Genomic DNA, 26,606 nt, shown 5'->3' with positions numbered 1-26,606 from the left:
CCCTCGCCATACCCTCTGGTGAGCTGCTCCAACCCTCATTGACCCTGTTGTTGTTACCCTTGCTTGCCCGTCCGCCACTGGACGGGCTTTTTTTTGGGCTTAAAACATCTCCCCGACGCGTTCCATCCCTGCCTCTACGGATTCAACTTCACCGGTCGCCAGCAGGCAACAGGCCATCTGCAACTTGATCGCGTGCGGTACCGGAACCTTTCCGGCCAGGCACTGCTCAATCCAGTGGGCGGTGGTATGCGGATCTTTTGCGTCAGGCAGGATCGCGTCGGAACGCTCTTCCCCTCGCTCGAGAATGGCGCGCGTGCCAGCGGAATCAATCAGCATCATCTGTGGGCAGCGCTGCGGGTTAGCATACACCTCGCCTTCCGTGCCGTGCATCAACAAGGCCCTGCCGCCTATGTCTTCAAAGAATTTCCCCACGCGCGTCACGTACTCCGGGTGAGAGACGCTGGAAAGACGCAGCGCCGCGTCTTCGCCAAACGGCGTAGCCAGTTTCGCCAGCGTATGCGCGCTGTTACGCACGCCCATGCGCCAGCGCATATCCAGCTGCTTCTCCAGCGGGGGGCAAAGGGCTCCGACAGGGATATAAACCGGCTGATGGCCATCAAGCTTCGCCTGTGCCTGGCCGGCATGCCGTGTGGGTTCGATACCCAGCATGCCGAAAATCGTTTCGGTCAGCACGCGGGTTGGATCTTCGCTTACACCATGCACCACCACCGGGAAGCCCAGCTTGTGCAATAAAATAGCGAGCAGCGGCGTCAGGTTGGCCTGCTTGCGTGCCCCGTTATAGCTCGGGATCACAATCGGCATCGGTTTTGCCACTGGCGCGTTTAAGCGCAGGGTCTGCGCCTGCATTGCTTCGTAGAAGCCACGCATCTCCGCTTCGCCTTCTCCTTTGATACGCAGCGCTATCAGGATACCGCCCATTTCAAGGTCGGGTACGTCACCGTTGAGCATATGCGTATAGAGCGCACGAGCGGTTTCATGGTCCAGATCGCGGGCATGATTTTTCCCTCGTCCTACCTCTTTGATAATTTTGCGATAATCCACGACATCTCTCCTGACAGCTTCATCTTGTTAACAATATAGCCCTGAAGAACGTCTGGCCGTTAGTGTTTTTGAACCGGATCATCCTTCTGTTTTTATGATGAAAAAAGAAACTCAAGCACTATTTCAATTATTTGTGATTGCCGTTGAAGATTCTTACCCCACCCGTTTCTGATTAAATAACCAACGGAAAATCATTTAAGGTCAACGGTGAAAACGTCCAGGCAACGTTCTCACCAGAAACATACCAGGATTTGTTATGAACAAGGTTGCTATAGGTTTATTTATCGCCACAACGGCAGGATGTTCTGCATCCGCATTTGCGGCAACAAACGGTGAAGGTCAGATTAACTTCACCGGTGAAATTATTGATTCTGCTTGTCAGGTAGTGAACGGGTTAAGTAATCCATTAAATGTTCAGTTAGGCAAAGTGTCTAAAACGGTATTTACCGGGGCTGGATCTACCAGCACATTAACCAAGTTTGATATTCAATTAAAGAATTGCCCGGAGACCGTGACTTCCGCCGCCATTAACTTCGGCGGCACGCCGGATCCGGATAACAACACTACGCTGGCATTAACGCCGGATGTAGATGCTGCAACAGGTGTCGCTATTCAACTGGTGGACGCGTCTGAGCAACCGGTGAGTTTGTATACGCCCTCTCAGCAATATCCGTTAGCCTCCGGTACGGCGGTCAATAACCTGGAGTTTGGAGCCCGTTATATTCAGACCCAGGCCGCAATCACCGCAGGACTGGCAAACGCCGTGTCGACCTTCACCGTTATTTATAACTGATATTATCCATCCTGAGATATTAGCTCTGTTCTGAGAGTTAATATCTCTTCTTTTATTGAGATACCTTTATGCGCCACGGTTATTTACTGAGTGCTCTTTTACTGGTAGCCGCCACTTCCCATGCCGGTGTCGTTATTAATGGCACACGCCTGGTCTATCAGGGCGACAAAAAGGAGTCGTCTCTGGGTCTTTCAAACCCAGATGCCACGGATTATCTGGTACAGTCCTGGGTTGATTCTGGCGGTAAAAACCCGGCTAAAGCCCCCTTCCTGATCACCCCACCGCTGTTTCGTCTCGATGCGAAAGAGGATAACGTCCTGCGTGTCGTGCGCACCGGCGGAAATTTGCCCGAGGATCGTGAATCTCTTTACTGGCTTAATATCAAAGCTATTCCCTCGTCAAAGCACGTCGAAGGGGTAAATACCCTGCAGATTGCCATTAATACACGCATTAAATTGTTGTATCGCCCGTCAGCAATAACAGGCAAACCCGAGGCTGTGGCGGACAAGCTTCAGTGGCATCGTGAAGGTCACGACCTGGTTGTGAATAACCCGACGCCTTTCTATATGAATTTCCAGACGGTGATGCTTAACGGCCATAAAGTGGATAAAGCCACCTGGGCAGTCCCCAAAACGGAAACGCACTTTGCCTTACCCGATAATGCCAGCGGGTCGACCGTCACCTACTCCATTATTACTGATTACGGCAGCATCAGTCAGACCTGGTCGGCATCCGTTCATTAACACCCACTCAGGCTATTAATATCATCATGTACAGCCATAAAAAGCCGTTCATCCATCGCCTTTCTTCAATGCTGGTCATTTTATGTGGCCTGGCACTGGCGATCTTTGCGCAGCAGGTTATGGCTGATGATTATTTCAACCCGGCATTACTGGATATTGATAATCCTCAACAGGGGAAAACCGACCTGTCTGTTTATGAAAAAGGACCGGGACAAGCCCCCGGGAAATATCAGGTCAACATTTTCATCAACAATAATAAAATTGATACCCGTGATGTCACGTTCAAATTAATAAAAGACGCGCAGGGCAATCATTCTCTTCAACCCTGCTTTAGCCTGGATGAGCTAAAAAACCTTGGGATCAAAACCCGGCAGTATCCCGCGCTGATGGCTAAAGGCCAGTGCGCCGATATAAGCGCCATTCCCGCGGCATCCGCAACGTTTCAGGTTCGACATCAGCAACTGTTGCTCAGTATTCCACAAACGGCGCTGGGCCAGGTCCCGCGCGGGTATATCGACCCGAAAACGTTCGACGAAGGGATCACCGCAGGTCTGCTGAACTACAGCGCCACCGCCAGCCAGAGCCATGCCCGTGTGCAGGGAGAGCAGGATAACAGCAGCCAGTACGTTAACCTGCGCCCGGGCCTCAATGTGGGGGCCTGGCGCATACGCAATTATTCCACGTGGAATCGCAGCACAACGGGCAACGAGGAAGAGCACAGGTTCTCCTCCGTCTACACCTATGCTCAACGCGATATCGTGGCGATGAAAAGCGATATGACCGTCGGGCAAAGCACCTCCCCGTCGGACGTTTTCGACAGCGTGCCCTATACCGGGGTTGAGCTGAAATCCGATACCGACATGCTCCCGGACAGTGAAAAAGGCTATGCGCCGATTATTCGCGGCACTGCCCACAGCAATGCGCTGGTGATGGTTCGTCAGAACGGTTACGTCATTTATCAGAACACGGTTGCACCCGGTGCGTTTGAAATTAACGATCTCTATCCCACCGGCAGCAGCGGCGATCTGCAGGTCACCGTGAAAGAGACCGACGGCAGCGAAAGTCACTTTGTCGTGCCTTACGCCTCGGTCCCGGTCCTGCAGCGTGAAAAGAATCTCCGCTACAGCGTGACCGCCGGGCGTTACCGGTCTTACGACAAGGACGTCGAACAAACCCCGTTTGCCGAGGGCAGCGCCATCTACGGCATGCCATTGGGTTTCACCGCCTACGGTGGTGCGCAGCAGAGTCGCCATTATCAGTCCCGGGCGCTGGGCGTCGGGAAAAACCTGGGCGATTTGGGTGCTTTCTCCCTTGATGTCACCCGCGCCAAAGCGCTGCTGAAAAAGCAGCAGGCCAGCAAAGGCCGCTCCTGGCGCGTTCGCTACAGCAAAGATTTTGTCGCCTCGGGCACTCACTTCTCCCTGGCGGGCTATCGCTACAACAGCAAAGGGTTTTACACCCTGGAAGACACGATGGAGTCTTACACCCGTTCAGACAACGGGTCTGCGCCGCAGCAGCGACGTGCCCGAACGGAAGCCACCGTCGACCAGACGCTGCCCGCGGGCTGGGGCTCTGTCACCCTGAGCCTGGTCAAAGAGACCTACTGGAGCCAGAGCCAGGATATGACCTCCATGAGCGTCAGCTACAACAACAGCTGGCACGGCGTCAGCTACAGCCTGAGCTACAGCATGAACAAAAACACCCAGGACAGCGATACGAACGGTGAGGATGTGATGAACGACAACCAGTTCTCGTTAAACGTCTCCGTTCCACTGGATCGCTGGATGCATAACACCTGGGCCACCTACAACCTCAACAACACCAAAGACGGTACGACGCAGAACATCGGCCTTAACGGTACCGCGCTGAAGGGAGACAACCTGAACTGGAATATTCAGGAGGGGCTGAGCAGCACCGGTAGCGGAAGCTCCACAAGCATGAACGCCGATTATAAAGCGACCTATGGCGAAGTGAGCGGCGGGGTAAGCCAGGATAAATATCAGCAAACCGTAAACGTCGGGCTGCAGGGTGGCGCGATCGTGCACGCCAACGGGATAACCCTGAGCCAGCCGCTCGGAGAGACCATTGCGCTGGTGAAAGCACCGGGAACACACGGTACCCATATCGCCAATCAGACGGGCGTTGAGACCGACTTCCGCGGCTATACCGTCGTGCCGTTTGTTACCCCTTATCGCCACAATACCATTGCGCTGGATACCGAAACCCTGCCCGACGAGGCCGACGTGACGCACGCAGCGTACGTTGTTACCCCGACACGCGGGGCCGTGGTGCGCGCCAGCTTTAATACCCGCGTGGGCAGCCGGGTCCTGATGACGCTGACGCACAACGGTAAACCGCTGCCCTTCGGTGCGACGGTAACAACGGAGGATAAGGACAGCGAATTTATTGTCGGCAATGACGGCCAGACCTATCTCTCCGGCCTGCCAAAGCAAGGGCATCTCGCCGTCACCTGGGGACAGGATGCGAGCGAGCACTGCGAGGCCGACTACGTCCTTACGGATGAGACAGAGAAAACCAACATCCTTAACGCTGCTGCGCAGTGCCACTGATTCACCGTTCAGGCAAACCATTATGCAAATGATTAAACAGTGCTTTTTCTTCCTGGTCCTGGGAACCGCCGCGTTATTTATGCCACATGCTAACGCGCTCTGTACCTCCTCCGATCTGCCAAAACAGATTAATGTGGCCTCCGTATCCGTCTCAAGCACGTTGCCGGTAGGTGCCACCATTCCGGGCACCGAGCAGACCGTTCACGTAGCGGGCAACTGCTATAACCCTTCTGACTTCGGGCTTCCGATTGTTGCGTGCTATTACGGCGCAGGTCTGGAGATCCCCGGTCTTTCTGGGGTGTATGAATCAGGGCTGGAAGGAATTGGCGTAGCGCTGATGAATGACAAAGGCCAGCGAATTACCGGTGCCGGGGGAATTTACTGTAATTCAAGCGGCACGCCGCTGGGCTATGTCTCCAACGACATTTCTGAGGCCTTTAACTTTAATGTCACGCTGGAACTGGTGAAAACGAGCAATACGGTCAAATCAGGTTCGCTTTCTCAGGCGGAGTCTAAATTTGGTGTCGGGGTTTATCAGCATGAAGGCATCAGCGATCCTAATACGATTTCCTATGCGGGCAATGTGAATCTCGAAACGGTTACCTGCTCTGTCCTGCCTAAAAATCTCACCGTGAACCTGGGCGATTTTCCCGTCAGTGATTTTATCAGTATCGGGTTGCTATCCAGCCCTGCACAAAACTTTGACGTCACGATTAATTGCGACAGCACCGTCCAGCCTGAGCTAAAGGTGACCAGCGCAAACGGCTACGAAACGGCATTCGAAGGGGTGATCAAATTGACTCAGCAGAACGGCATGGCAACCGGCGTGGGCGTGAGAATGCTCTTTGATGACCATCTCGCCACCTTTGACACCTATGTCAGTACCCGAAGCCAGGCCATCGCCAACGAAACCCTGCGAATACCGTTCGAGGTTCGTTACGAACAGGTCAGCAACGTGGTGACACCGGGGCCGGCCAATACCGTGGCGACGATCACTCTGGCTTATAAGTGACCAACATGAAAAAGACACTTGCGATCCTGATTCTCGGCTTGATTGTCCGGGCACAGGCGGACGATATTCAGATCCAGATGACAGGCAATATTTACGCCAACACCTGCATTATTGACAGCGCCAGCCGCAACCTGACGGTGGATTTAGGCCAGGCGGTAACAGGGGATTTTAAAAATGTGGGCGATACCGGCGCGTGGAAAGACTTTACGCTCTCGGTCTCACATTGCCCTCCCACACTTGCGCTGGCGACCGCCTTTTTCTATGGTCAGGCCGACAGTACGCACCCGACAAAATTCGCCAATATCGGCAGTGCGAAAGGGTTGGCTCTGGAACTGGCAGACCGCCAGGACAATATACTCATTGCCCCGCAGGCAGCCTTTAACGTTCCGGTTAACTCAGTGGACCACACGGCAACGTTTCCTCTGGCTGCCCGCTATTATGCCAGCGCATTGCCCGTCACCGCCGGAACGTTTAACAGCGTGGTCCAGGTGACCTTTACTTACCAGTAGGCCCGCGCCCCTTCGTACGGATGCTTTTACGCCGCCCGGCGGCAGGTTTTGCCGGACGTTTTTTAACGTCGGGCACGTCCGGCTGTTCAATCGGAAAAACAGGCAGAGCGTTGAGTAACCGCTGGCCGTAGTTTTTGGTGAGCAGACGTTTGTCATAAATCACCACCTCTCCCCAGCAGCTGTGGCTACGGATGAGACGCCCCACCTGCTGAATCAGATTAAACGATGCCGCGGGTAAGCTTTGGACCTCGAACGGATAGCGATTGAGGCTTTTGAGCCATTCACCTTCGGTGATGACGACCGGGCTGTCGATGGGCGGGAAGGCGATTTTATGGATATGCACCTGCGTCAGGTAATCCCCCTTCAGATCCAGCCCCTCCGCGAATGACTGCAGCCCGATCAGTACGCTACGTTCCCCGTTATCAATGCGTTTGCGGTGCAGCTCTACCAGCCGGTAGCGGGGCTGATCGCCCTGCACCAGCAACAGCAATCGCAGGTCGGTAACGTGCTCCAGAAAACGCTGCATCGCCCTTCCACTGGCAAACAGGACCAGCATGCCGGGATATTTTTCACTCTCCAGCTGCTCGCGGAAATACGCTGCCATTTCGGCAATGTGCTGTTCTTCGTTGTCGATAAGCGGCTCATACTTCATGCGCGGAATGACCAGCTTGCCCTGTTCACAGTGGTTAAACGGCGAATCCAGCGCCACAAAACGGTCGCCGGCTTTCTCTTTCAGCCCGCTCATCTCCTGTAAACGGGAGAAACTGTTCAGGGAACGCAACGTCGCGGAAGTCACTACCACGTGCGGCACGCTGCGCCAGATAAGCTTTTCCAGCTGATCGGCAACACGAATCCCCACGCAGTGGAAAAACAGGTGCGCCTGTCCGTCTTTCACGTCACGGGTTGCCCATTTGGTGACCGGCGCTCCGGACGCCTGCGCCATCGAGGCCAGACGCCAGAGCTTGCTCTGGGCTTCGAACATGCCCAACGCACGGTTCATCTGCAGCAGAATGCGGTGCAAACGCACCACGTCGTGGCTACCGGTTTTCTCACTGAGATCGTTTAAGAACATCTCCGCCAGCCCGCGCAGCTTTTCAAGGTGCTTCGCCAGCTGCTGGCAGATCTCCATCACCTCGTCGGGCAGCTCTCCCATCGCAAAGCGGTGCTCTGCGTCCTGGGTCGCCGGGAGATAAAGATTGAGGATGTTATTCAGGGAAGCAATAAGGCTGTAGACCGCTTCGCAATGTTCGCTCAGCCGCTCGGGCACCGCCAGCGGCGGCGTGGTTTTCGGGCGGAACTGCTCCATACAGGTCGCCACCAGCTTGCAGAACAGATCCAGCTGCAGGCGGAACCACGGCGCGGTGATTTCGGCGCTCATTTCCAGCGCATCCCGCGCCACATCCGGCAAATGGTGGCCTTCATCGAGCACCAGCAGCAGGTTTTTGGGCTCCGGCAGGACGGCCTCACTCTCCAGCGCGGCCATGACCAGCGCGTGGTTAGCGACAACCACCTCCGCTTCCTGAATCTCCCGCCGTGCGACAAAGAACGGGCACTCGCGGTAGTAGTGGCAGTTGCGGTTAAGGCAACTGGCTTTATCGGTGCTGAGCCTGCGCCATAAATCATCGCTGATGGCATGGCTGGTGTGATCGCGAAGGCCGTCCCACTTGTAGCTGTCGAGCTCGGTTTTTAGCTTCGCGCACTGCTCCTGTTCCGCTTTGTTGTTCGGCGTCAGTTCATCATCCAGGAAGGCCAGCAGATCCTGCTGAGAGGGCTCACTGCTGGCGAGAGCCGCGAGATTGCGCGGACACACATAACGCCCGCGGCCAAAGGCGGCTGTAAATCGCAGTTCAGGGATGATTTTGCGCAGCAGCGGCAGGTCTTTGCTGAAGATTTGATCCTGCAGGGCCACGTTAGCGGTGCTGACCACCAGCGTTTTTTGCTCTTCCCGCGCGATGGCAATGCCCGGGATTAAATACGAAAGGGTTTTCCCGACACCCGTCGGGGCTTCAATCGCCAGATGTCGTCCGTCGTCCCCGGAGAGCGTTTTTGCCACATCAGCAATCATCTGCCGCTGAGGCGCTCGGGGGATAAAATCGGGGATCTGCTGTTGTAGCGCCTTATACCAGGCGCCAATTTGCGCTTTGAGCGCCGCGGTTAAAGCCATCGGAGGACCTGAAATACTGTATAAACAGCCACTATTGTGGCACTTTCTTTCCGCTGCCGCAAAAGAAAAGCCCGGCTTTACGACCGGGCTTCCAGATTACTGCGGGTTAGCAGGTTTACGCGGGCGGCGTCGGCGCTGCCCTTCCCCTGCCGGTTTCCCCTCGCCGCTACGCCATGGGCTTTCACCGCCTGGCTTAGCCTCTGTATTACGACGCGGAGGTTTGCCCGCGGCTTTCGGTGCACCGCCTTCAGAACGACGCGGCTGCTGACTGCGCCCCCCGCCACCCTGACCACGACCGCCGCCGCCCTGACGGCCATTCTGAATAGGCTCCGCCTTGATGGACGGGTCCACGTCATAGCCCGGGGTTTCGATGCGCGGGATCTCTTTTCTTAGCAGGCGTTCGATATCACGCAGCAGTTTGTGTTCATCCACACACACCAGCGAGAGCGCTTCACCGGTTGCCGCCGCACGACCGGTACGACCGATACGGTGAACATAGTCTTCCGGTACGTTTGGCAGCTCGTAGTTGACGACGTGCGGCAGCTCTTCAATATCCAGACCGCGGGCAGCAATGTCGGTCGCAACCAGGACGCGAATGTCACCGGATTTAAATTCAGCCAGCGCGCGGGTACGTGCCCCCTGGCTTTTGTTGCCGTGGATCGCCGCGCTGCGGATACCGTCTTTATTCAGTTGTTCCGCCAGATGGTTAGCGCCGTGCTTGGTACGGGTAAAGACCAGCACCTGCTGCCAGTTGCCCTGACCAATCATATGGGAGAGCAGTTCCCGCTTACGTTTTTTATCAACGAAGTGCACGTGCTGGGTAATTTGCTCAGAGGCGGTGTTGCGGCGCGCCACTTCCACTTCCAGCGGGTTATGCAGCAGTTTTTCCGCCAGCGCCTTGATCTCATCAGAGAAGGTGGCAGAGAACAGCAGGTTCTGACGACGCGGTGGCAGCTTAGCCAGCACGCGACGAATGTCGTGGATAAAGCCCATATCCAGCATGCGGTCAGCTTCGTCCAGCACCAGGATTTCGATGCTATCAAGCTTCAGGGCATTCTGGTGCTCAAGATCCAACAGACGACCCGGCGTTGCCACCAGCACGTCCACGCCACCGCGCAGCTTCATCATCTGCGGGTTAATGCTTACTCCACCGAAAACCACCAGCGAGCGAATGTTGAGATAGCGGCTGTACTCACGCACGTTCTCACCAATCTGGGCCGCCAGCTCACGCGTTGGGGTGAGGATCAGGGCACGCACCGGACGACGTCCTTTGGCATGCGGCTGATTTTTTACCAGCAGCTCTAACAGCGGCAGGGTAAAACCCGCGGTCTTACCGGTACCGGTCTGGGCGCTGGCCATCAGGTCGCGGCCCTGCAGAACGGCCGGAATAGCCTGCTGCTGGATTGGGGTTGGCTCGACGTAGCCCTGCTCTGCGATAGCGCGCAAAATTTCAGGGTTCAGGCCAAGGGAATCAAAAGACATAAAAACTCCGAACCGCCCCGACCATCACAGGTGTAGTTTTCAGGGAGATATAACGAATAGGGAAGGACAAAAACCACAATGTCGTGAAGCAGCGGAGTGTAGCAGGTTTTGTGACGTGGCGCATAAAATATCCCGCGGCGCTGCGTTGACGAAAGATTTCCCACCGTGTGGTCACTGGACAAAATGGGCAACCGGGCATAATGTTAATCAATCGATTGATTAATTTTTAAAACCGCCATGAATACGACCCCAACGACATCGAAAGGTGAACAGGCCAGAAACCAGCTTATTGCCGCCGCGCTGGCGCAGTTTGGCGAATATGGTCTGCATGCCACCACGCGGGACATCGCGGCGCAGGCCGGGCAAAACATTGCGGCTATCACCTACTATTTTGGCTCAAAAGAGGATTTGTACCTCGCCTGTGCCCAGTGGATCGCCGACTTTATCGGTAACCATTTTCGGCCACACGTTGAAGAGGCCAGCGGGCTATTGAGCCAGCCGTCGCCGGATCGCGCCGCCATCAGGCAGCTGATTATCAGCGCCTGCGACAATATGATTCGCCTGCTGACCCACGACGAGACGCTGAGCCTGAGTAAGTTCATCTCCCGTGAGCAGCTCTCCCCTACGGCGGCTTACCAGCGAGTGCACGATCAGGTGATTGCTCCGATGCATACGCACCTGACCCGGCTGATCGCGGCCTATACCGGACGAGACGCCGACGATACCGAGACTATTTTGCATACCCACGCCCTGCTGGGTGAAATTCTCGCCTTCCGTCTTGGGCGCGAAACGATCCTGTTACGCACCGGCTGGACACAATTTGATGAGGATAAAGCCGCGCAGATTAGCCAGGTCATCACCTGTCATCTCGATCTGATCCTGCAAGGCTTAACGCAAAGGAGCCTGAAGTCATGAAAAAACCTGTCGCCATCATTCTGGTGGTCGTTGTTCTGCTTGCCGCAGGTATCGGCGGCTGGCTGTGGTATCAAAGTCACCAGGACAGAGGCCTGACGCTGTACGGTAACGTCGATATTCGCACCGTGAATATGAGTTTCCGCGTCGGGGGGCGCCTGGCCTCCCTCACCGTTGATGAAGGCGATACCATCAAAACCGGTCAGATGCTGGGGATGCTCGACAAGGCCCCGTACGAGAACGCGCTGATGCAGGCGAAAGCAGGCGTTTCCGTGGCGCAGGCGCAATATGACCTGATGCTGGCCGGCTACCGTGACGAAGAGATTGCTCAGGCCGCCGCCGCGGTCAAACAGGCGCAGGCCGCCTATGACTACGCACAAAACTTCTATGCCCGCCAGCAGGGGCTGTGGAAAAGCCGCACCATTTCCGCCAACGACCTGGAAAACGCCCGCTCCTCCCGCGACCAGGCCCAGGCGACGCTGAAATCCGCCCAGGATAAATTAAGCCAGTACCACACCGGTAATCGCCCGCAGGACATCGCCCAGGCAAAAGCCAGCCTGGAACAGGCGCAGGCGCAGCTGGCACAGGCGGAACTGGATCTGCACGATACCACGCTCATTGCCCCGTCTGACGGCACGCTGATGACCCGCGCCGTGGAGCCGGGCAGCATGTTAAGCGCGGGGAGCACCGTCCTGACGCTTTCTCTGACGCGTCCGGTATGGGTGCGCGCCTACATTGATGAGCCTAATCTCGGCCAGATGCAGCCGGGCCGCGAGCTGCTGCTCTACACCGACGGTCGGCCGGATAAACCGTATCATGGCAAAGTTGGCTTTGTGTCACCGACGGCTGAATTCACCCCCAAAACGGTTGAAACGCCGGATCTGCGTACCGACCTGGTTTATCGCCTGCGCATCATCGTGACCGATGCCGACGACGCGCTGCGTCAGGGCATGCCTGTCACCGTAAAAGTCAGCGACGGGGAACGACATGAATGACGCGGTTATTCAGCTCAACAATCTGGTCAAACGCTTCGCGGGAATGGAAAAACCTGCCGTCGCCCCTCTGAACTGTACCATTCAGAAAGGCTATGTGACCGGGCTGGTTGGCCCGGACGGCGCAGGCAAAACGACGCTGATGCGGATGCTGGCGGGTTTGTTAAAGCCCGATGAAGGAACCGCCAGCGTGCTCGGACTCGACCCGATTAAAGACGATGGCGCGCTCCATGCCATGCTGGGCTATATGCCGCAGAAGTTTGGTCTGTATGAAGACCTGACGGTGATGGAAAATCTCAATCTGTATGCTGACCTGCGCAGCGTCACTGGCGAAGCCCGTCAGAAGACCTTTGCCCGTTTGCTGGAATTTACCTCGCTTGGCCCCTTCACCGACCGGCTGGCGGGCAAGCTCTCCGGCGGGATGAAACAAAAGCTGGGGCTGGCCTGTACGCTGGTGGGCGAGCCGAAAGTTCTCTTGCTCGATGAACCCGGCGTGGGCGTCGACCCGATTTCGCGCCGCGAGCTGTGGCAGATGGTGCATGAGTTAGCCGGCGATGGGATGCTGATCCTCTGGAGCACCTCGTACCTTGATGAAGCGGAACAGTGCCGTGACGTTCTGCTGATGAACGAAGGTGAGCTGCTTTATCAGGGAGAGCCGACCACGCTGACGCAGAGCATGGCTGGTCGCAGCTTCCTGTTGCACAGCGCCCAGGCCTCCAACCGTCAGCTGCTGCAGCGGGTGCTAAAGCTACCTCAGGTCAGCGATGGAATGATTCAGGGCCGTTCGGTGCGCGTGATCCTCACGAAAGAGGCGACCGCGGACGATATACGCCGTGCACCGGGTATGCCTGAAATTGAGATGGAGGAGACCGCGCCCCGCTTTGAAGATGCGTTTATCGATCTGCTCGGCGGCGCAGGGACATCAGAATCCCCCCTCGCCGCGATCCTGCACACGGTTGAAGGTACGCCGGGTGAAACGGTGATTGAGGCCAAATCCCTCACCAAAAAATTTGGGGATTTTGCCGCCACCGATAACGTCAATTTCGCGGTGAAACGCGGTGAGATTTTTGGCCTGCTCGGGCCAAACGGCGCCGGGAAATCGACCACCTTTAAGATGATGTGCGGCCTGCTGGTACCGACCTCGGGGAAAGCGCTGGTGCTTGACATGGACCTGAAGGTCAGCTCCGGCAAGGCGCGTCAGCATCTGGGCTATATGGCGCAGAAATTCTCGCTGTATGGCAACCTGACGGTCGAGCAGAACCTGCGCTTTTTCTCCGGCGTGTACGGCCTGCGGGGCCGCGCGCAGAACGAGAAAATCCACCGCATGAGCGAGGCCTTTGGCCTGACGGGCATTGCTTCCCATGCCACCGACGAACTGCCGCTCGGCTTCAAGCAGCGGCTGGCGCTGGCCTGCTCATTAATGCATGAGCCCGATATCCTGTTTCTCGATGAGCCGACGTCCGGCGTTGACCCCCTCACCCGCCGCGAGTTCTGGCTGCATATTAACAGCATGGTGGAGAAAGGGGTCACGGTCATGGTAACCACCCACTTTATGGATGAGGCGGAATACTGCGACCGCATCGGGCTGGTGTATCGCGGCAAGCTGATTGCCCACGGTACGCCGGACGACCTGAAAGAACAGGCCGCCGATGATGAGGTGCCGGACCCGACCATGGAACAGGCGTTTATTACCCTCATCCACGACTGGGATAAGGAGAATGCCCATGCGCAATAACGCCATTTCGTGGCGCAGGGTGCGTGCGTTGTGTATCAAAGAGACGCGCCAGATCGTGCGTGACCCCAGCAGCTGGCTGATCGCTGTGGTGATCCCCCTGCTGCTGCTCTTTATCTTTGGCTACGGGATCAACCTCGACTCCAGCAAACTGCGGGTCGGGATTTTGCTGGAGCAGCAGAGCGAAGAGGCGCTTGATTTCACCCACACCATGACCGGCTCCCCTTACATCGACGCCACCATCAGCGACAACCGGCAGGCGTTAATCCAGATGATGCAGGCCGGGAAGATACGCGGGCTGGTGGTGATCCCGGTGGATTTTGCCGCCAACATGGCGCGCACCGATGCCAGTGCGCCGGTGCAGGTGATCACCGACGGCAGCGAGCCAAACACCGCGAATTTTGTACAAGGCTATGTGGAGGGCATCTGGCAGCTGTGGCAAATGCAGCGCGCCGAAGATCGCGGGGAAACCTTCGAACCGCTGATCGACGTGCAGACGCGCTACTGGTTTAACCCTGCGGCCATTAGCCAGCATTTTATTATCCCGGGTGCAGTGACCATCATCATGACGGTTATTGGCGCCATTTTGACCTCGCTGGTGATTGCCCGCGAGTGGGAACGCGGCACCATGGAAGCGCTGCTGTCTACCGAGGTCACACGGGTTGAACTGCTGCTCTGTAAGCTTATCCCCTACTACTTCCTCGGCATGCTGGCGATGCTGCTCTGCATGCTGGTCTCGGTGTTTATCCTCGGCGTGCCGTACCGCGGATCGCTGGTGGTGCTGTTCTTTATCACCAGTCTGTTTTTACTGAGCACCCTCGGGATGGGGCTGCTTATCTCCACCATCACCCGTAATCAGTTCAACGCCGCGCAGGTGGCCCTGAACGCCGCCTTTTTACCGTCGATTATGCTGTCCGGGTTTATTTTCCAGATAGACAGCATGCCCGCCGTGATCCGTGCCGTGACCTACATTATTCCGGCGCGTTACTTCGTGAGTACGCTGCAAAGCCTGTTCCTGGCGGGGAATATTCCGGTGGTGCTGATCATCAACACGCTGTTTTTGCTGGCATCGGCAACGATGTTTATTGGGCTGACGTGGATAAAGACCAAACGGCGTCTGGATTAAGGAGCGAACATGTTTCACCGTTTATGGACATTGATACGCAAAGAGCTGCAGTCGCTGCTGCGCGAGCCGCAGACGCGCGCCATTCTGGTATTACCGGTGTTGCTTCAGGTGTTGCTCTTCCCGTTTGCCGCCACGCTGGAGGTGACTAACGCCACCATTGCTATCTACAACGAAGATAACGGCAAACATTCTGTCGAATTGACGCAGCGTTTCGCCCGCGCGAAGGCTTTTACCCACATCCTGCTACTGAAAAGCCCGCAGGAGATCCAGCCCACCATCGATACGCAAAAAGCGTTATTGCTGGTGCGTTTTCCGGCCGATTTTTCCCGCAACCTGGATACCTTCCAGACGGCACCAATGCAGTTAATCCTCGACGGGCGCAACTCCAACAGCGCCCAGATTGCAGCCAACTATCTTCAGCAGGTGGTGAAAGATTACCAACAGGAGTTGATGGACGGGAAACCGAAACCCAACAACAGCGAGCTGGTGGTGCGCAACTGGTATAACCCGAATCTGGATTACAAATGGTTCGTGGTGCCATCGCTGATCGCCATGATCACCACCATCGGAGTGATGATCGTAACGTCGCTCTCCGTCGCCCGTGAGCGCGAACAGGGGACGCTCGATCAGCTGCTGGTTTCCCCGCTCGCAACATGGCAAATTTTCGTCGGCAAAGCGGTTCCGGCGCTGATTGTCGCGACCTTCCAGGCCACCATCGTGCTGGGCGTGGGAATATGGGCCTACCAGATCCCGTTCGCCGGTTCGCTGGCGCTGTTCTACTTCACGATGGTGATTTACGGGCTGTCGCTGGTCGGGTTTGGACTGCTGATTTCCGCGCTCTGCTCTACCCAGCAGCAGGCATTTATTGGCGTGTTCGTCTTTATGATGCCGGCGATTTTGCTTTCGGGCTACGTCTCGCCCGTCGAGAACATGCCGGTATGGTTACAGGATTTGACGTGGATAAACCCGATTCGGCACTTCACGGATATCACCAAGCAGATCTATCTGAAGGATGCGAGTCTGGACATTGTCTGGGGAAGTTTGTGGCCGCTACTGATCATAGCGGCCACGACGGGCTCAGTGGCGTACGTGATGTTTAGACGAAACATCGCGTAGCTTTTTCTCTTTGGTCAGTAACGAGACCACGGCAGGCCCTGCGAGGATTGCCAGACCGGCCAGGGCCAGCAGCAGGTTGTTTTGCAGCACACGCGACAGCAACCAAAGCACAATCATCGCCGCACCAAAGTACCAGGTGGTGGTGAGCTCTTCGAGCACATCACCCACCTCACGCCAGCGTGCTTCGTGGTGGCGCTGTAAAAACAGCATCGACAGTACGGTGACGCCATAGAGGACGCATAGCCCTAAGCCGACCCGCACCAGCGTGCCGCTCATCCAGCCCATCACCAGTACGGCCACGACCAGTAAATGCAACATTATCTGCCAGCAACTCAGGCCAGTTGCGACACGAACGCGTTGTTGCCACTTCATGGCTTCTCTCCTGAAGGATTTTTCTCTGCTTAATCAGACTACCGCACTTTACGGAAAATTCCGTAACACCGCATCTTTTTGTGACGCCTACTACACTTTATTTTCATCGGGATAGTCACCCTGGAAGGAACGTATGACCAAAAAAATGCAGCATTTCTCGCTTAAAGTGCTGACGATAAACATTCATAAAGGCTTCACAGCATTTAACCGCCGCTTCATTTTACCGGAGCTACGCGACGCGGTTCGCACCGTCAGCGCGGACATTGTCTGTCTTCAGGAAGTCATGGGCGCGCACGAAGTGCATCCGCTTCACTTTGAAAACTGGCCGGACACCCCGCACTACGAATTCCTGGCCGACACCATGTGGAGTGATTACGCCTACGGGCGCAACGCGGTGTACCCGGAAGGGCATCACGGTAATGCGGTGCTGTCACGTTTTCCCATCGAACATTACGAGAACCGCGACGTCTCTGTGGGTGAAAGTGAAAAACGCGGGCTGCTTTACTGCCGTATCGCCCCGCCGGACCTGGCGTTCCCGGTGCACGTGGGCTGTGTTCATCTGGGCCTGCGCGAAGCCCATCGCCAGGCACAGCTAAAAATGCTGGCCGAATGGACCAATGCCCTGCCCGAAGGTGAACCTGTGGTCGTGGCCGGTGATTTCAACGACTGGCGGCAGCGGGCTAACCATCCGTTGAAGGTTGATGCCGGACTTGAGGAGATTTTCACCCGTGCAAACGGCAGGCCTGCACGCACCTTTCCGGTACGGTTCCCGTTTTTGCGACTCGACAGAATCTACGTGAAAAACGCCCATGCCAGCAGCCCGACCGCACTGGCGTTACTTAACTGGCGACATCTTTCCGACCATGCGCCGCTCAGCGCGGAGATCCACTTATGAAATGTTCATGGCAGGAAGGCAACCGGATCACGCTGCTGGTCAACGGGGATGAATATTACCCCGCGGTGTTTGACGCGATTGACCACGCAAAGCAGAAAGTGATCCTTGAAACGTTTATCTGGTTCGAAGACGACGTCGGTAAGCAGTTGCACAGCGTGCTGCTGCGTGCTGCCCTGCGTGGCGTCAAAATCGAAGTGCTGCTGGATGGCTATGGCTCACCGGACCTCAGCGATGCGTTCGTCAATGAGCTCACCTCAGCAGGCGTCGTGTTCCGTTATTACGATCCTGGTCCTCGCCTTTTCGGCATGCGTACCAATCTTTTCCGCCGGATGCACCGCAAAATTGTGGTGGTGGATGAGACGGTAGCGTTTGTTGGCGGCATTAACTACTCCGCTGAACATATGTCCGATTACGGCCCGGAAGCCAAGCAGGATTACGCGATTCGCATTGAAGGACCGGTGGTGCAGGATATCCTGCTCTTTGAGCTGGAAAACCTGCCCGGTAAAGAGGCTGCCCGCCGCTGGTGGCAGCGCCGCCATCATCGTCCGGAAGAGAACCGTCACCCCGGTGAAGCGCAGGCGCTGTTTGTCTGGCGGGATAACGGTGAGCACCGGGACGACATTGAGCGGCATTACCTGAAGATGCTGGCGAATGCGAAGCGCGAAGTGATCATCGCCAACGCTTACTTTTTCCCGGGCTATCGCCTGCTGCATGCCATGCGCAATGCGGCCCGACGCGGCGTGCGCGTGAAGCTCATTGTTCAGGGCGAGCCGGACATGCAGATTGTCAAAATCGGTGCCCGGCTGCTGTACAACTATCTGGTGAAAGGTGGCGTACAAATTTACGAATATCGCCGCCGGCCGCTGCACGGCAAAGTTGCCCTGATGGACGATCACTGGGCCACCGTGGGCTCCAGCAATCTCGATCCGCTGAGTTTGTCACTGAACCTTGAAGCTAACCTGATCATCCACGATCGCCAGTTCAACCAGACTCTGAGGGATAACCTGCAGGCGTTGATCGTGAACGACTGCGTGCGCGTGGACGAATCCATGGTGCCCAAACGCACCTGGTGGAATCTGGGCATTAGCGTGGTGGTGTTCCACTTCCTGCGTCATTTCCCGGCGATGGTGGGCTGGCTGCCGGCGCACACGCCAAAACTTGCGCTGGTGGATCCGCCTGTCCAGCCCGAAATGGAAACCCAGGACCGCGTTGAAGCGGAAGATGGAGGGAAAACCTGATGTCGAAATCACATCCACGCTGGCGGCTGGCTAAAAAGATCCTCACCTGGCTGTTTTTCATCGCCGTCGCGGTTCTGCTGGTGGTTTACGCCCAGAAAGTTGACTGGGAAGAGGTGTGGAAAGTTATCCGCAACTATAACCGGCTGGTGCTGCTGGGCGCGGTGGGGCTGGTGATTGTAAGCTACCTCATGTACGGCTGCTATGACCTGCTGGGCCGCGCCTACTGCGGCCATAAGCTCGCGAAGCGCCAGGTCATGCTGGTGTCGTTTATCTGCTACGCCTTTAACCTGACATTAAGTACCTGGGTGGGCGGGATCGGCATGCGCTATCGCCTTTACTCGCGCCTCGGCCTGCCGGGCGGGACCATTACGCGCATTTTTTCCCTCAGCATCACCACCAACTGGCTGGGTTACATTCTGCTCGGCGGAGTGATTTTCACCATCGGCGTGGTGCAATTGCCTGCGCACTGGTACATCGATGAAACCACGCTGCGGATTTTAGGCTTTGCATTACTGCTCATCATTGCGCTCTATCTTTGGGCCTGCGCCTTTGCCAAACGCCGACACATGACCATCAAGGGGCAAAAACTGGTGCTGCCTTCGTGGAAATTCGCGGTCCTGCAGATGGCCGTGTCCAGCGCCAACTGGATGGCGATGGGGGCGATTATCTGGATGCTCATTGGTGAAGATGTGAATTACTTCTTTGTGCTGGGCGTGCTGCTGGTCAGCAGCATTGCCGGCGTGATCGTGCATATTCCGGCGGGGATTGGGGTGCTGGAGGCGGTATTTATCGCCTTGCTCGCCGGAGAGCATGTTTCACAGGGTACGATTATTGCCGCCCTGCTGGCCTACCGTATGCTCTATTACTTCCTGCCGCTGGCGCTGGCAACGGTGTGTTATCTGGTGCTGGAGAGTCGGGCGAAGAAACTGCGGGCGAAGAATGAGAAAGCGTTAGCGAAGTGAGGTCTGGCGAGGGAACTTACCCGGCCTGCGCAACGCAGGTCGGGTAAGGGAAATACCCTTAACGACGGTTGCCTAAAATACGCAGCAACATCAGGAACAGGTTGATAAAGTCCAGATACAGCGTCAGGGCGCCCAGAATCGCGTATTTGCGCAGGTTTGAGCTGTCGCGTACGTCAATCTGTTCGCCAATATTTTTCAGCTTCTGAGTGTCGTAGGCCGTCAAACCGACGAAGATCACCACCCCGATATAGGTCACCGCCCACATCAGCGCTTCACTCTTCAGCCACAGGTTCACCAGCGACGCCAGCACAATCCCAATCAGCCCCATAAACAGCATGCTGCCGAAACCGCTCAGGTCACGCTTCGTGGTGTAGCCGTAGAGGCTCATCGCACCAAACATCCCGCCAGCGACCACAAACGTGCTGGCGATGGAGGAATAGGTATACACGATGAAGATGCTGGAGAGCGTTAGCCCCGTCAGTGCCGAGTAGAGCATAAACAGCGTGGTCGCCATTCCGGCGCTCAGCTTCTGCACCAGGCCGGAGAGAACAAAGACCAGCGCCAGTTGCGCGATGATCAGCCCAAAGAAGGTGATTTTGCTTGAGAAGATAAACATCATCAGCTCAGGCGTGTTGGCTGCATACCATGCGATAAAGGCGGTCAGCAGTAAACCGACCGTCATCCAGCCATAAACCTGAGCCATATACGTCTGCAGCCCGGTACGGGTCTGCTGTACTATTGAATCGGAACGCGGAAATCGGTCCATGATTCACTCCTGATTAAGTAGACACACACGTTAAGACTAACACATTCACGCAAACCGACTACCAACGACTGGCGGCTTCTTTGTCGCTGTCACGCGACTCAACCCACCTGTCGCCTTCCGGCGTCGCTTCACGTTTCCAGAATGGCGCTTTGGTTTTGAGGTAATCCATAATGAACTCCCCTGCTGCAAACGCACTACTACGGTGGGCACTGGTCACGCCGACAAAAACGATTTCCTCACCAGGCCACATTTCACCAATACGGTGGATAACCGTCACTCGCCCGAGCGGCCAGCGGCCACGCGCCTGTTCAACGATCTCCGCGAGGGATTTCTCCGTCATGCCCGGATAGTGTTCCAGCGTCAGCGCCTTTACGCTGTCGCCGAGATTATGGTTACGCACTTTGCCGGTGAAGGTGACAACCGCACCGTCTTCGTCACGCTCTGCCAGCCAGTCATATTCTGTACCAACGCTGAAACGGTCATGACCTACCAGAATTCGGGTTTCAGCCATCTTAGCCCCCTGTCACCGGCGGGAAGAAGGCCACTTCATCCCCGGCCGTCAGCGGATGGGTCAGCTCCACCAGCGTCTGGTTAACCGCGGCCAGCAGCTTGCCTTCATCCAGCGCCAGCGCCCAGCGGTCGCTTTGCGCGGCAAGATGCGCACGCAGGTCGGCAACGGTATCAAAGGGGACATCAAGCGTCAGGCTGTCGGTGCCCACCAGCTCGCGGACCTGAGCAAAAAAGAGCACCTTAATCATGGCTGTCCACCTTAAAATCACCGGATTTACCACCGCTTTTCGCCAGCAAACGAACCGGGCCAATCACCATATCTTTCTGTACCGCTTTGCACATGTCATAGATAGTCAACGCGGCGACAGAGGCCGCCGTCAAGGCTTCCATCTCAACCCCGGTTTTCCCGGTTAAGCGGCAGAGCGACTCGATGCGCACGCGGTTATGCTCCGGCTGCGCCTGCAGGTTAACTTCCACCTTGCTCAGCATCAGCGGGTGGCAGAGCGGAATTAAGTCCCAGGTGCGTTTCGCAGCCTGGATCCCGGCGATGCGGGCGGTGGCAAAGACGTCGCCTTTGTGATGGCTGCCGTCAATAATCATCGCCAGGGTCTCTGGCAACATGGTCACGAAGGCTTCAGCACGCGCTTCACGCACGGTTTCGGCTTTGGCGGAGACATCCACCATATGTGCTTCGCCAGCGGCGTTAATGTGGGTCAGTTGCGACATAACTTATTTCTTTAAATGGGGATGGAAATTACACGGACGAGTACGGGCATCCAGCTGCGGCGCAATAATATTTTCCCACGCGGTGCGACACGCTTTTGTCGAGCCGGGCATGGCAAAAATCAACGTGCCGTTCGCCACACCGGCCACCGCACGCGACTGCAGCGTGGAGGTGCCAATCTCTTCAAACGAGAGCATGCGGAACACTTCACCAAAGCCTTCCACTTCCCGGTCAAACAGCGGGACGAGCGCCTCGGGAGCCTGGTCGCCTGTGGTAAAGCCGGTGCCACCGGTGATCAGCACCACCTGCACCTCATCGCTGGCAATCCACTGAGAGACCCTGGCACGAATGGCATAACGGTTCTCTTTCACGATCGCCTTATCAACAATACTGTGCCCGGCATCATGTGCCGCATCGCGCAGCCAGTGGCCGGAGGTGTCATCCTCTTCACCGCGGCGGTCGGAAACGGTAAGAATAGCAATGCGTGTCGGGATAAATTCCGCGCTAACCTGACTCATCTTCTGGTTCCTTCTTAAGCCTGATTACCCGCCAATGTAGGACAGGTTCTGAGTAATGCCGGTGTTGCCCTGATGCAGGAAGTGGGTCTGTTTTTTGTGCGTCAGAGCTTCAGAAATCCGCGCTTCAAGCGCGGCCTGTTGGGCGTCTTCCGCCAGCAGATCGCGAAGGTCGACACCGCCATCCCCGAACAGGCACAGATGCAGCTTACCAACGGAGGAGACGCGAAGACGGTTACAGCTGGCACAGAAGTCTTTCTCATACGGCATGATAAGCCCGATTTCCCCTTCGTAATCCGGGTGACAAAAGACCTGCGCCGGGCCGTCGCTGCGCTGGCGGATCTGGTGGATCCAGCCGCGTTTCAGCAGCTCATCACGCAACACCATCCCGGAGATGTGATGCCGACGGAACAGCTCACTGCCCTCGCCGGTTTCCATCAGCTCGATAAAACGCAACTGGATGGGGCGGGATTTGATCCACGCCAGGAAGGTATCAAGCTGGTGATGGTTGACGTCACGCATTAGCACCGTATTGACTTTGACCTTCTGGAACCCGGCACTGAACGCCGCGTCAATTCCGTCCATCACCTGGCGGAATTTATCCTGGCCGGTAATGGCATGAAACTGGCGGGCATCGAGGCTGTCCACGCTGACGTTGATGGCGGTTAAGCCCGCGTCGCGCCAGGCCGCAACGTCGCGTGCCATGCGGTACCCGTTGGTGGTGACCGCAATCTGACGGATACGATCGTTCTCACGCACCGCAGCAATGATATCGGGGAAATCACGACGCAGAGAGGGTTCCCCTCCGGTCAGGCGGACCTTTTCCGTGCCGAGTTCAGAGAATGCGCGCGTAACGCGGCGCACTTCGTCCACGGAGAGAAAGCCGTTATTGGTGACGCTGCCCGGTTTGTAGCCATCGGGCAGACAGTAGGTGCAACGGAAGTTGCACACATCGGTAATCGACAGACGTAAGTAAAAAAACTTACGCGCGAATGCATCAGTAAGTTGTGAAGCCATGTACACCTTTCCAGAGACGGGAGGCACAGTCATTTCTTTCTGTACCCTGGTGGCATATTCGCCACGGCCAGGACGCCATATCTTTCGACACAGGCGCCAGGGCTCGAGTGTATGTTTTCAAATTTGAAAACGTGGTTATGGCGATAGTAGCGCGGAAATCTTCCCTTCGCCATTATCACTTAACGCTATATAACCATGTACATAACGACATAATCGTGTATTTTCGCTACAGAATACCTAAAAACAGCATATTCACATTGATATACGTCATTTTGCGCCGGGTGAGGCATCGTCTTTTAGGGGTAGTTAGGGTAGTGTTACGCAGATCGAACGTGATAAGGGATGTGTATGCGCAATCGCACTTTTGCGGATCTTGACCGTGTTGTCGCTCTTGGCGGAGGCCATGGTCTGGGGCGAGTGATGTCTTCTCTGTCCTCACTTGGCTCAAGGCTGACAGGGATAGTGACAACCACGGATAATGGCGGCTCCACCGGGCGTATTCGACGCGCGGAAGGGGGTATCGCCTGGGGCGATATGCGTAATTGTCTGAACCAGTTAATTACCGAGCCGAGCGTCGCTTCGGCGCTGTTTGAGTACCGTTTTGGCGGTAACGGCGAACTTTCCGGCCATAACCTTGGAAATTTGATGCTTAAAGCGCTGGATCACCTGTCAGTGCGCCCGCTGGAAGCCATCAATTTGATCCGAAACCTGCTCAAGGTTGACGCGTTCCTGATCCCAATGTCCGAACAACCGGTCGATTTAATGGCGATCGATGCGGAAGGGCACGAGGTTTATGGCGAAGTAAACATCGACCAGCTTACCGTGCCGCCAAAAGAGCTGATGACCTACCCAAGCGTGCCCGCCACGCGTGAAGCCATTGAGGCCATCGGCGAAGCGGATTTGATTTTGATTGGGCCGGGCAGTTTTTACACCAGTCTGATGCCCATTTTACTGGTCAAAGAGCTGGCACAGGCCCTGCGCAGAACGCCAGCCCCCATGGTTTACATCGGCAATTTAGGCCGTGAGCTGAGCCCGGCGGCGGCCAGCCTGTCGCTGGCGGACAAACTGAATCTGATGGAGCAGTACGTCGGGAAGAAAATCATCGATGGCGTGGTGGTCGGCCCGAAAGTTGATGTATCAGGGATTGGCGATCGCGTGGTGGTGCAGGAGCCGCTGGAAGCGAGCGATATCAAATATCGCCACGACCGTCACCTGCTGCGTGAAGCGCTGGAGAAGGCGATTCAGGACCTGGGATAGAGATTATGCCTTCACCCAACTTCTCTCCCACGGGAGAGAGCAACCACTAAAAAAATGACAGCCTGTGGCTGTCATTTTGCTTTTACCTAGGAGGCGGCGATAAACAGATCGCGCAGCTGATGCAGCTGGTCGCGGATTTGCGCGGCCTCTTCGAATTCGAGGTTCTGCGCATGCTGCATCATCTGCCCTTCCAGTTCGTGGATTTTCTGCTGCAGCGCTTTTGGCGTCAGCTCGACGGTATCCGGCTCAACCACTGAACGCGCCTTCCCGCGCCCTTTCGCTTTGGTCTTCGCAATGTTCTGACCCAGCGCCAGAATATCCACCACTTTCTTGTTCAGGCCCTGCGGCGTAATGCCGTGCTCTTCGTTGTAACGCTGCTGTTTCTCACGACGACGCTCCGTTTCGCCAATTGCTTTCGCCATTGACGGGGTAATTTTGTCACCGTAAAGGATCGCTTTACCGTTAACGTTACGCGCGGCACGGCCAATGGTCTGGATCAGGGAGCGTTCAGAGCGCAGGAAGCCCTCTTTGTCGGCATCCAGAATCGCCACCAGCGAGACTTCTGGCATATCCAGGCCTTCTCGCAGCAGGTTGATACCCACCAGCACGTCAAACTCGCCCAGACGCAGGTCGCGGATGATCTCCATACGCTCGACGGTATCGATATCCGAGTGCAGATAACGCACCCGCTCACCGTGCTCCTCAAGATACTCGGTGAGATCTTCCGCCATACGCTTGGTCAACGTCGTTACCAGCACACGCTCGTTGATGGCCGCGCGGATACGGATTTCTGACAGCAGATCGTCAACCTGAGTGGCGACCGGACGCACCTCGATAATCGGATCCAGCAGCCCGGTCGGACGCACGACCTGGTCAACCACCTCATCGCCCGATTTTTCGAGCTCGTAGTTGCCCGGCGTAGCCGAGACGTAGATGGTTTGCGGTGCCAGCGCCTCAAATTCTTCAAACTTCATGGGACGGTTATCCAGCGCAGATGGCAGACGGAAACCATACTCCACCAGCGTCTCTTTACGCGCCCGGTCACCGCGATACATCCCGCCAATTTGCGGGATAGTCACGTGAGATTCGTCGATCACCAACAGACCGTCTGCCGGCAGATAGTCAAACAGCGTCGGCGGTGGCTCGCCCGGACCACGCCCGGAGAGGAAACGTGAGTAGTTTTCGATACCGGAGCAGTAGCCCAGCTCGTTCATCATCTCCAAGTCAAACTGGGTGCGCTGGCTCAGGCGTTGCTCTTCCAGCAGCTTATTATTCGCCAGAAGCACCTTACGGCGGTCTGCCAGCTCAACTTTGATCTCTTCCATCGCCTGCACGATACGCTCACGTGGCGTCACGTAGTGCGTTTTCGGGTAGATGGTATAGCGCTGAACGACCGACTCGACGTGGCCGGTCAGCGGGTCAAACAGCGACAGGCGTTCAACCTCTTCGTCAAACAGCTCAACGCGCAGGGCGATATCGTCCGACTCTGCCGGGAAGATATCAATCACCTCGCCGCGCACGCGGAAGGTACCGCGCTGGAACGCCTGATCGTTACGGGTGTACTGCAGCTCTGTCAGACGGCGTAAAATAGCGCGCTGATCGATGATCATCCCCTGGGTCAGGTGCAGCATCATCTTCAGATAGAGATCCGGATCGCCCAGACCGTAGATAGCCGACACTGACGCCACCACCACCACATCGCGACGCTCAAGGAGCGCCTTCGTCGCCGACAGACGCATCTGCTCAATGTGTTCGTTCACCGAGGCATCTTTCTCAATGAAGGTGTCAGAGCTCGGGACATACGCTTCAGGCTGGTAGTAATCGTAGTAGGAGACAAAATATTCCACGGCGTTATCCGGGAAGAACTCTTTCATCTCGCCGTAAAGCTGAGCGGCCAGGGTTTTGTTTGGGGCCAGCACCATCGTGGGGCGCTGCAGATCGGCGATAACGTTAGCAATGGTAAACGTTTTGCCCGAACCGGTTACCCCCAGCAGCGTCTGGTGCGCCAGCCCATCTTCCAGCCCCTCTTCGAGACGTCGGATCGCCTCAGGCTGATCGCCGGAAGGACGGAATGCAGAATTCAATTTGAACGGTTTACTCATGGGCGACAACCTGATGACGTTATAAGCGGCAGGTG

General features: G+C 56.3%; 25 protein-coding genes and 1 riboswitch. Of the genes, 14 read left to right on the top strand and 11 right to left on the bottom strand.

Features of this window, described 5'->3' with window-relative positions:
• Window positions 1–99: 99 nt before the first annotated feature.
• Complete coding sequence (gene ybiB, locus AAIR21_RS07945; RefSeq protein ID WP_073395792.1) at window positions 100–1,062, bottom strand: DNA-binding protein YbiB; 963 nt, start codon at window positions 1,060–1,062, stop codon at window positions 100–102.
• A 256-nt stretch (window positions 1,063–1,318) separates the two neighbouring features.
• Here ybiB and AAIR21_RS07940 point away from each other — a divergent pair, with 256 nt between their 5' ends.
• The 5 genes from AAIR21_RS07940 to AAIR21_RS07920 all read left to right on the top strand — a co-directional run bounded on the left by AAIR21_RS07940 (window position 1,319) and on the right by AAIR21_RS07920 (window position 6,689).
• On the top strand, window positions 1,319–1,855 hold the full coding sequence (locus AAIR21_RS07940; RefSeq protein WP_079231247.1) for a fimbrial protein: 537 nt from the start codon (window positions 1,319–1,321) through the stop codon (window positions 1,853–1,855).
• 68 nt (window positions 1,856–1,923) lie between these two features.
• Window positions 1,924–2,598 (top strand): fimbrial biogenesis chaperone, encoded by a 675-nt coding sequence (locus tag AAIR21_RS07935; RefSeq protein ID WP_032677726.1) that lies wholly within the window; start codon window positions 1,924–1,926, stop codon window positions 2,596–2,598.
• A 26-nt stretch (window positions 2,599–2,624) separates the two neighbouring features.
• On the top strand, window positions 2,625–5,168 hold the full coding sequence (locus AAIR21_RS07930) for a fimbria/pilus outer membrane usher protein (protein WP_410379974.1): 2,544 nt from the start codon (window positions 2,625–2,627) through the stop codon (window positions 5,166–5,168).
• Window positions 5,169–5,190: 22 nt separating this feature from the next.
• The gene (locus tag AAIR21_RS07925; protein WP_044866821.1) at window positions 5,191–6,180 is read left to right on the top strand and encodes a fimbrial protein; all 990 of its coding nucleotides are present in this window, start codon (window positions 5,191–5,193) and stop codon (window positions 6,178–6,180) included.
• 5 nt (window positions 6,181–6,185) lie between these two features.
• Window positions 6,186–6,689, top strand: a complete 504-nt coding sequence (locus AAIR21_RS07920; RefSeq protein WP_047366379.1) for a fimbrial protein — start codon at window positions 6,186–6,188, stop codon at window positions 6,687–6,689.
• On the opposite strand, the gene dinG is transcribed toward AAIR21_RS07920, so the two are convergent.
• Both dinG and rhlE read right to left on the bottom strand, forming a co-directional pair.
• Window positions 6,676–8,853 carry an ATP-dependent DNA helicase DinG gene (gene dinG, locus AAIR21_RS07915; protein ID WP_183516518.1) on the bottom strand — a complete coding sequence of 726 codons (2,178 nt, stop codon included), beginning with the start codon at window positions 8,851–8,853 and terminating at the stop codon, window positions 6,676–6,678. The two genes, AAIR21_RS07920 and dinG, sit on opposite strands and share 14 nt — an antisense overlap.
• A gap of 96 nt (window positions 8,854–8,949) precedes the next feature.
• Entirely contained in the window at window positions 8,950–10,335 is a 1,386-nt protein-coding gene (gene rhlE / locus AAIR21_RS07910) for an ATP-dependent RNA helicase RhlE (protein ID WP_063934399.1), read from the bottom strand.
• 237 nt (window positions 10,336–10,572) lie between these two features.
• Between rhlE and cecR the strand changes: the two genes are divergently transcribed.
• From cecR to AAIR21_RS07885, 5 genes are read left to right on the top strand one after another with little or no spacing between them, the layout of a single operon-like run.
• Window positions 10,573–11,250, top strand: a complete 678-nt coding sequence (gene cecR / locus AAIR21_RS07905; protein ID WP_047743855.1) for a transcriptional regulator CecR — start codon at window positions 10,573–10,575, stop codon at window positions 11,248–11,250.
• On the top strand, window positions 11,247–12,242 hold the full coding sequence (gene hlyD / locus AAIR21_RS07900) for a secretion protein HlyD (protein WP_014169234.1): 996 nt from the start codon (window positions 11,247–11,249) through the stop codon (window positions 12,240–12,242). The genes cecR and hlyD overlap by 4 nt, the downstream gene beginning before the upstream one ends.
• Window positions 12,235–13,974: an ATP-binding cassette domain-containing protein gene (locus AAIR21_RS07895; protein WP_014169233.1), complete on the top strand. Its 1,740-nt coding sequence runs from the start codon at window positions 12,235–12,237 to the stop codon at window positions 13,972–13,974. The genes hlyD and AAIR21_RS07895 overlap by 8 nt, the downstream gene beginning before the upstream one ends.
• Complete coding sequence (locus AAIR21_RS07890) at window positions 13,964–15,097, top strand: ABC transporter permease (RefSeq protein ID WP_020884927.1); 1,134 nt, start codon at window positions 13,964–13,966, stop codon at window positions 15,095–15,097. The genes AAIR21_RS07895 and AAIR21_RS07890 overlap by 11 nt, the downstream gene beginning before the upstream one ends.
• 9 nt (window positions 15,098–15,106) lie before the next feature.
• A complete protein-coding gene (locus AAIR21_RS07885) occupies window positions 15,107–16,213 on the top strand; it encodes an ABC transporter permease (RefSeq protein WP_014169231.1) in 1,107 nt (368 codons plus the stop codon).
• Here AAIR21_RS07885 and AAIR21_RS07880 read toward each other — a convergent pair.
• Entirely contained in the window at window positions 16,175–16,585 is a 411-nt protein-coding gene (locus tag AAIR21_RS07880; protein WP_014169230.1) for a YbhQ family protein, read from the bottom strand. The genes AAIR21_RS07885 and AAIR21_RS07880 overlap by 39 nt on opposite strands.
• A 133-nt stretch (window positions 16,586–16,718) precedes the next feature.
• Here AAIR21_RS07880 and AAIR21_RS07875 point away from each other — a divergent pair, with 133 nt between their 5' ends.
• From AAIR21_RS07875 to AAIR21_RS07865, 3 genes are read left to right on the top strand one after another with little or no spacing between them, the layout of a single operon-like run.
• Window positions 16,719–17,480 (top strand): endonuclease/exonuclease/phosphatase family protein, encoded by a 762-nt coding sequence (locus tag AAIR21_RS07875; RefSeq protein ID WP_014169229.1) that lies wholly within the window; start codon window positions 16,719–16,721, stop codon window positions 17,478–17,480.
• Window positions 17,477–18,718 (top strand): cardiolipin synthase ClsB, encoded by a 1,242-nt coding sequence (gene clsB, locus AAIR21_RS07870; RefSeq protein WP_014169228.1) that lies wholly within the window; start codon window positions 17,477–17,479, stop codon window positions 18,716–18,718. The genes AAIR21_RS07875 and clsB overlap by 4 nt, the downstream gene beginning before the upstream one ends.
• The gene (locus AAIR21_RS07865) at window positions 18,718–19,680 is read left to right on the top strand and encodes a lysylphosphatidylglycerol synthase domain-containing protein (RefSeq protein WP_014169227.1); all 963 of its coding nucleotides are present in this window, start codon (window positions 18,718–18,720) and stop codon (window positions 19,678–19,680) included. The genes clsB and AAIR21_RS07865 overlap by 1 nt, the downstream gene beginning before the upstream one ends.
• A 58-nt stretch (window positions 19,681–19,738) precedes the next feature.
• Here the strand turns inward: AAIR21_RS07865 and AAIR21_RS07860 are convergent, their stop codons facing one another.
• The 6 genes from AAIR21_RS07860 to moaA all read right to left on the bottom strand — a co-directional run bounded on the left by AAIR21_RS07860 (window position 19,739) and on the right by moaA (window position 23,212).
• Entirely contained in the window at window positions 19,739–20,446 is a 708-nt protein-coding gene (locus AAIR21_RS07860) for a Bax inhibitor-1/YccA family protein (RefSeq protein WP_014169226.1), read from the bottom strand.
• Window positions 20,447–20,504: 58 nt separating this feature from the next.
• Window positions 20,505–20,957: a molybdopterin synthase catalytic subunit MoaE gene (gene moaE / locus AAIR21_RS07855; RefSeq protein ID WP_014169225.1), complete on the bottom strand. Its 453-nt coding sequence runs from the start codon at window positions 20,955–20,957 to the stop codon at window positions 20,505–20,507.
• A gap of 1 nt (window position 20,958) precedes the next feature.
• Window positions 20,959–21,204 carry a molybdopterin synthase sulfur carrier subunit gene (gene moaD, locus AAIR21_RS07850; protein ID WP_134178951.1) on the bottom strand — a complete coding sequence of 82 codons (246 nt, stop codon included), beginning with the start codon at window positions 21,202–21,204 and terminating at the stop codon, window positions 20,959–20,961.
• Complete coding sequence (gene moaC / locus AAIR21_RS07845; RefSeq protein ID WP_008501142.1) at window positions 21,197–21,682, bottom strand: cyclic pyranopterin monophosphate synthase MoaC; 486 nt, start codon at window positions 21,680–21,682, stop codon at window positions 21,197–21,199. The genes moaD and moaC overlap by 8 nt, the downstream gene beginning before the upstream one ends.
• A 3-nt stretch (window positions 21,683–21,685) precedes the next feature.
• The gene (moaB, locus tag AAIR21_RS07840) at window positions 21,686–22,198 is read right to left on the bottom strand and encodes a molybdenum cofactor biosynthesis protein B (RefSeq protein WP_020884931.1); all 513 of its coding nucleotides are present in this window, start codon (window positions 22,196–22,198) and stop codon (window positions 21,686–21,688) included.
• A 24-nt stretch (window positions 22,199–22,222) separates the two neighbouring features.
• A complete protein-coding gene (gene moaA / locus AAIR21_RS07835; RefSeq protein ID WP_032677720.1) occupies window positions 22,223–23,212 on the bottom strand; it encodes a GTP 3',8-cyclase MoaA in 990 nt (329 codons plus the stop codon).
• A riboswitch (molybdenum cofactor riboswitch) is annotated at window positions 23,200–23,334 on the bottom strand. Its footprint overlaps the gene before it by 13 nt.
• Window positions 23,335–23,560: 226 nt before the next feature.
• Between moaA and yvcK the strand changes: the two genes are divergently transcribed.
• Window positions 23,561–24,469 (top strand): uridine diphosphate-N-acetylglucosamine-binding protein YvcK, encoded by a 909-nt coding sequence (gene yvcK / locus AAIR21_RS07830; protein WP_434680585.1) that lies wholly within the window; start codon window positions 23,561–23,563, stop codon window positions 24,467–24,469.
• Between the two features lie 86 nt (window positions 24,470–24,555).
• Here the strand turns inward: yvcK and uvrB are convergent, their stop codons facing one another.
• On the bottom strand, window positions 24,556–26,571 hold the full coding sequence (gene uvrB / locus AAIR21_RS07825; RefSeq protein ID WP_020884934.1) for an excinuclease ABC subunit UvrB: 2,016 nt from the start codon (window positions 26,569–26,571) through the stop codon (window positions 24,556–24,558).
• Window positions 26,572–26,606 lie beyond the last annotated feature (35 nt).

Origin of the sequence: Enterobacter sp. PTB (genome assembly GCF_051130085.1) — a bacterium.
Taxonomy (GTDB): Bacteria; Pseudomonadota; Gammaproteobacteria; order Enterobacterales; family Enterobacteriaceae; genus Enterobacter; species Enterobacter ludwigii.
The sequence above is the reverse complement of the archived record's forward strand: the minus strand, read 5'-3'. Positions and strand labels throughout refer to the sequence as shown.

What these genes read in the sequence shown, in the direction of transcription:
- AAIR21_RS07940 (WP_079231247.1), top strand. Translation starts at nt 1,319, where the DNA reads ATGAACAAGGTTGCTATAGGTTTATTTATCGCCACAACGGCAGGATGT.
- AAIR21_RS07935 (WP_032677726.1), top strand. Translation starts at nt 1,924, where the DNA reads ATGCGCCACGGTTATTTACTGAGTGCTCTTTTACTGGTAGCCGCCACT.
- AAIR21_RS07930 (WP_410379974.1), top strand. Translation starts at nt 2,625, where the DNA reads ATGTACAGCCATAAAAAGCCGTTCATCCATCGCCTTTCTTCAATGCTG.
- AAIR21_RS07925 (WP_044866821.1), top strand. Translation starts at nt 5,191, where the DNA reads ATGCAAATGATTAAACAGTGCTTTTTCTTCCTGGTCCTGGGAACCGCC.
- AAIR21_RS07920 (WP_047366379.1), top strand. Translation starts at nt 6,186, where the DNA reads ATGAAAAAGACACTTGCGATCCTGATTCTCGGCTTGATTGTCCGGGCA.
- dinG (WP_183516518.1), bottom strand. Translation starts at nt 8,853, where the DNA reads ATGGCTTTAACCGCGGCGCTCAAAGCGCAAATTGGCGCCTGGTATAAG.
- rhlE (WP_063934399.1), bottom strand. Translation starts at nt 10,335, where the DNA reads ATGTCTTTTGATTCCCTTGGCCTGAACCCTGAAATTTTGCGCGCTATC.
- cecR (WP_047743855.1), top strand. Translation starts at nt 10,573, where the DNA reads ATGAATACGACCCCAACGACATCGAAAGGTGAACAGGCCAGAAACCAG.
- hlyD (WP_014169234.1), top strand. Translation starts at nt 11,247, where the DNA reads ATGAAAAAACCTGTCGCCATCATTCTGGTGGTCGTTGTTCTGCTTGCC.
- AAIR21_RS07895 (WP_014169233.1), top strand. Translation starts at nt 12,235, where the DNA reads ATGAATGACGCGGTTATTCAGCTCAACAATCTGGTCAAACGCTTCGCG.
- AAIR21_RS07890 (WP_020884927.1), top strand. Translation starts at nt 13,964, where the DNA reads ATGCGCAATAACGCCATTTCGTGGCGCAGGGTGCGTGCGTTGTGTATC.
- AAIR21_RS07885 (WP_014169231.1), top strand. Translation starts at nt 15,107, where the DNA reads ATGTTTCACCGTTTATGGACATTGATACGCAAAGAGCTGCAGTCGCTG.
- AAIR21_RS07880 (WP_014169230.1), bottom strand. Translation starts at nt 16,585, where the DNA reads ATGAAGTGGCAACAACGCGTTCGTGTCGCAACTGGCCTGAGTTGCTGG.
- AAIR21_RS07875 (WP_014169229.1), top strand. Translation starts at nt 16,719, where the DNA reads ATGACCAAAAAAATGCAGCATTTCTCGCTTAAAGTGCTGACGATAAAC.
- clsB (WP_014169228.1), top strand. Translation starts at nt 17,477, where the DNA reads ATGAAATGTTCATGGCAGGAAGGCAACCGGATCACGCTGCTGGTCAAC.
- AAIR21_RS07865 (WP_014169227.1), top strand. Translation starts at nt 18,718, where the DNA reads ATGTCGAAATCACATCCACGCTGGCGGCTGGCTAAAAAGATCCTCACC.
- AAIR21_RS07860 (WP_014169226.1), bottom strand. Translation starts at nt 20,446, where the DNA reads ATGGACCGATTTCCGCGTTCCGATTCAATAGTACAGCAGACCCGTACC.
- moaE (WP_014169225.1), bottom strand. Translation starts at nt 20,957, where the DNA reads ATGGCTGAAACCCGAATTCTGGTAGGTCATGACCGTTTCAGCGTTGGT.
- moaD (WP_134178951.1), bottom strand. Translation starts at nt 21,204, where the DNA reads ATGATTAAGGTGCTCTTTTTTGCTCAGGTCCGCGAGCTGGTGGGCACC.
- moaC (WP_008501142.1), bottom strand. Translation starts at nt 21,682, where the DNA reads ATGTCGCAACTGACCCACATTAACGCCGCTGGCGAAGCACATATGGTG.
- moaB (WP_020884931.1), bottom strand. Translation starts at nt 22,198, where the DNA reads ATGAGTCAGGTTAGCGCGGAATTTATCCCGACACGCATTGCTATTCTT.
- moaA (WP_032677720.1), bottom strand. Translation starts at nt 23,212, where the DNA reads ATGGCTTCACAACTTACTGATGCATTCGCGCGTAAGTTTTTTTACTTA.
- yvcK (WP_434680585.1), top strand. Translation starts at nt 23,561, where the DNA reads ATGCGCAATCGCACTTTTGCGGATCTTGACCGTGTTGTCGCTCTTGGC.
- uvrB (WP_020884934.1), bottom strand. Translation starts at nt 26,571, where the DNA reads ATGAGTAAACCGTTCAAATTGAATTCTGCATTCCGTCCTTCCGGCGAT.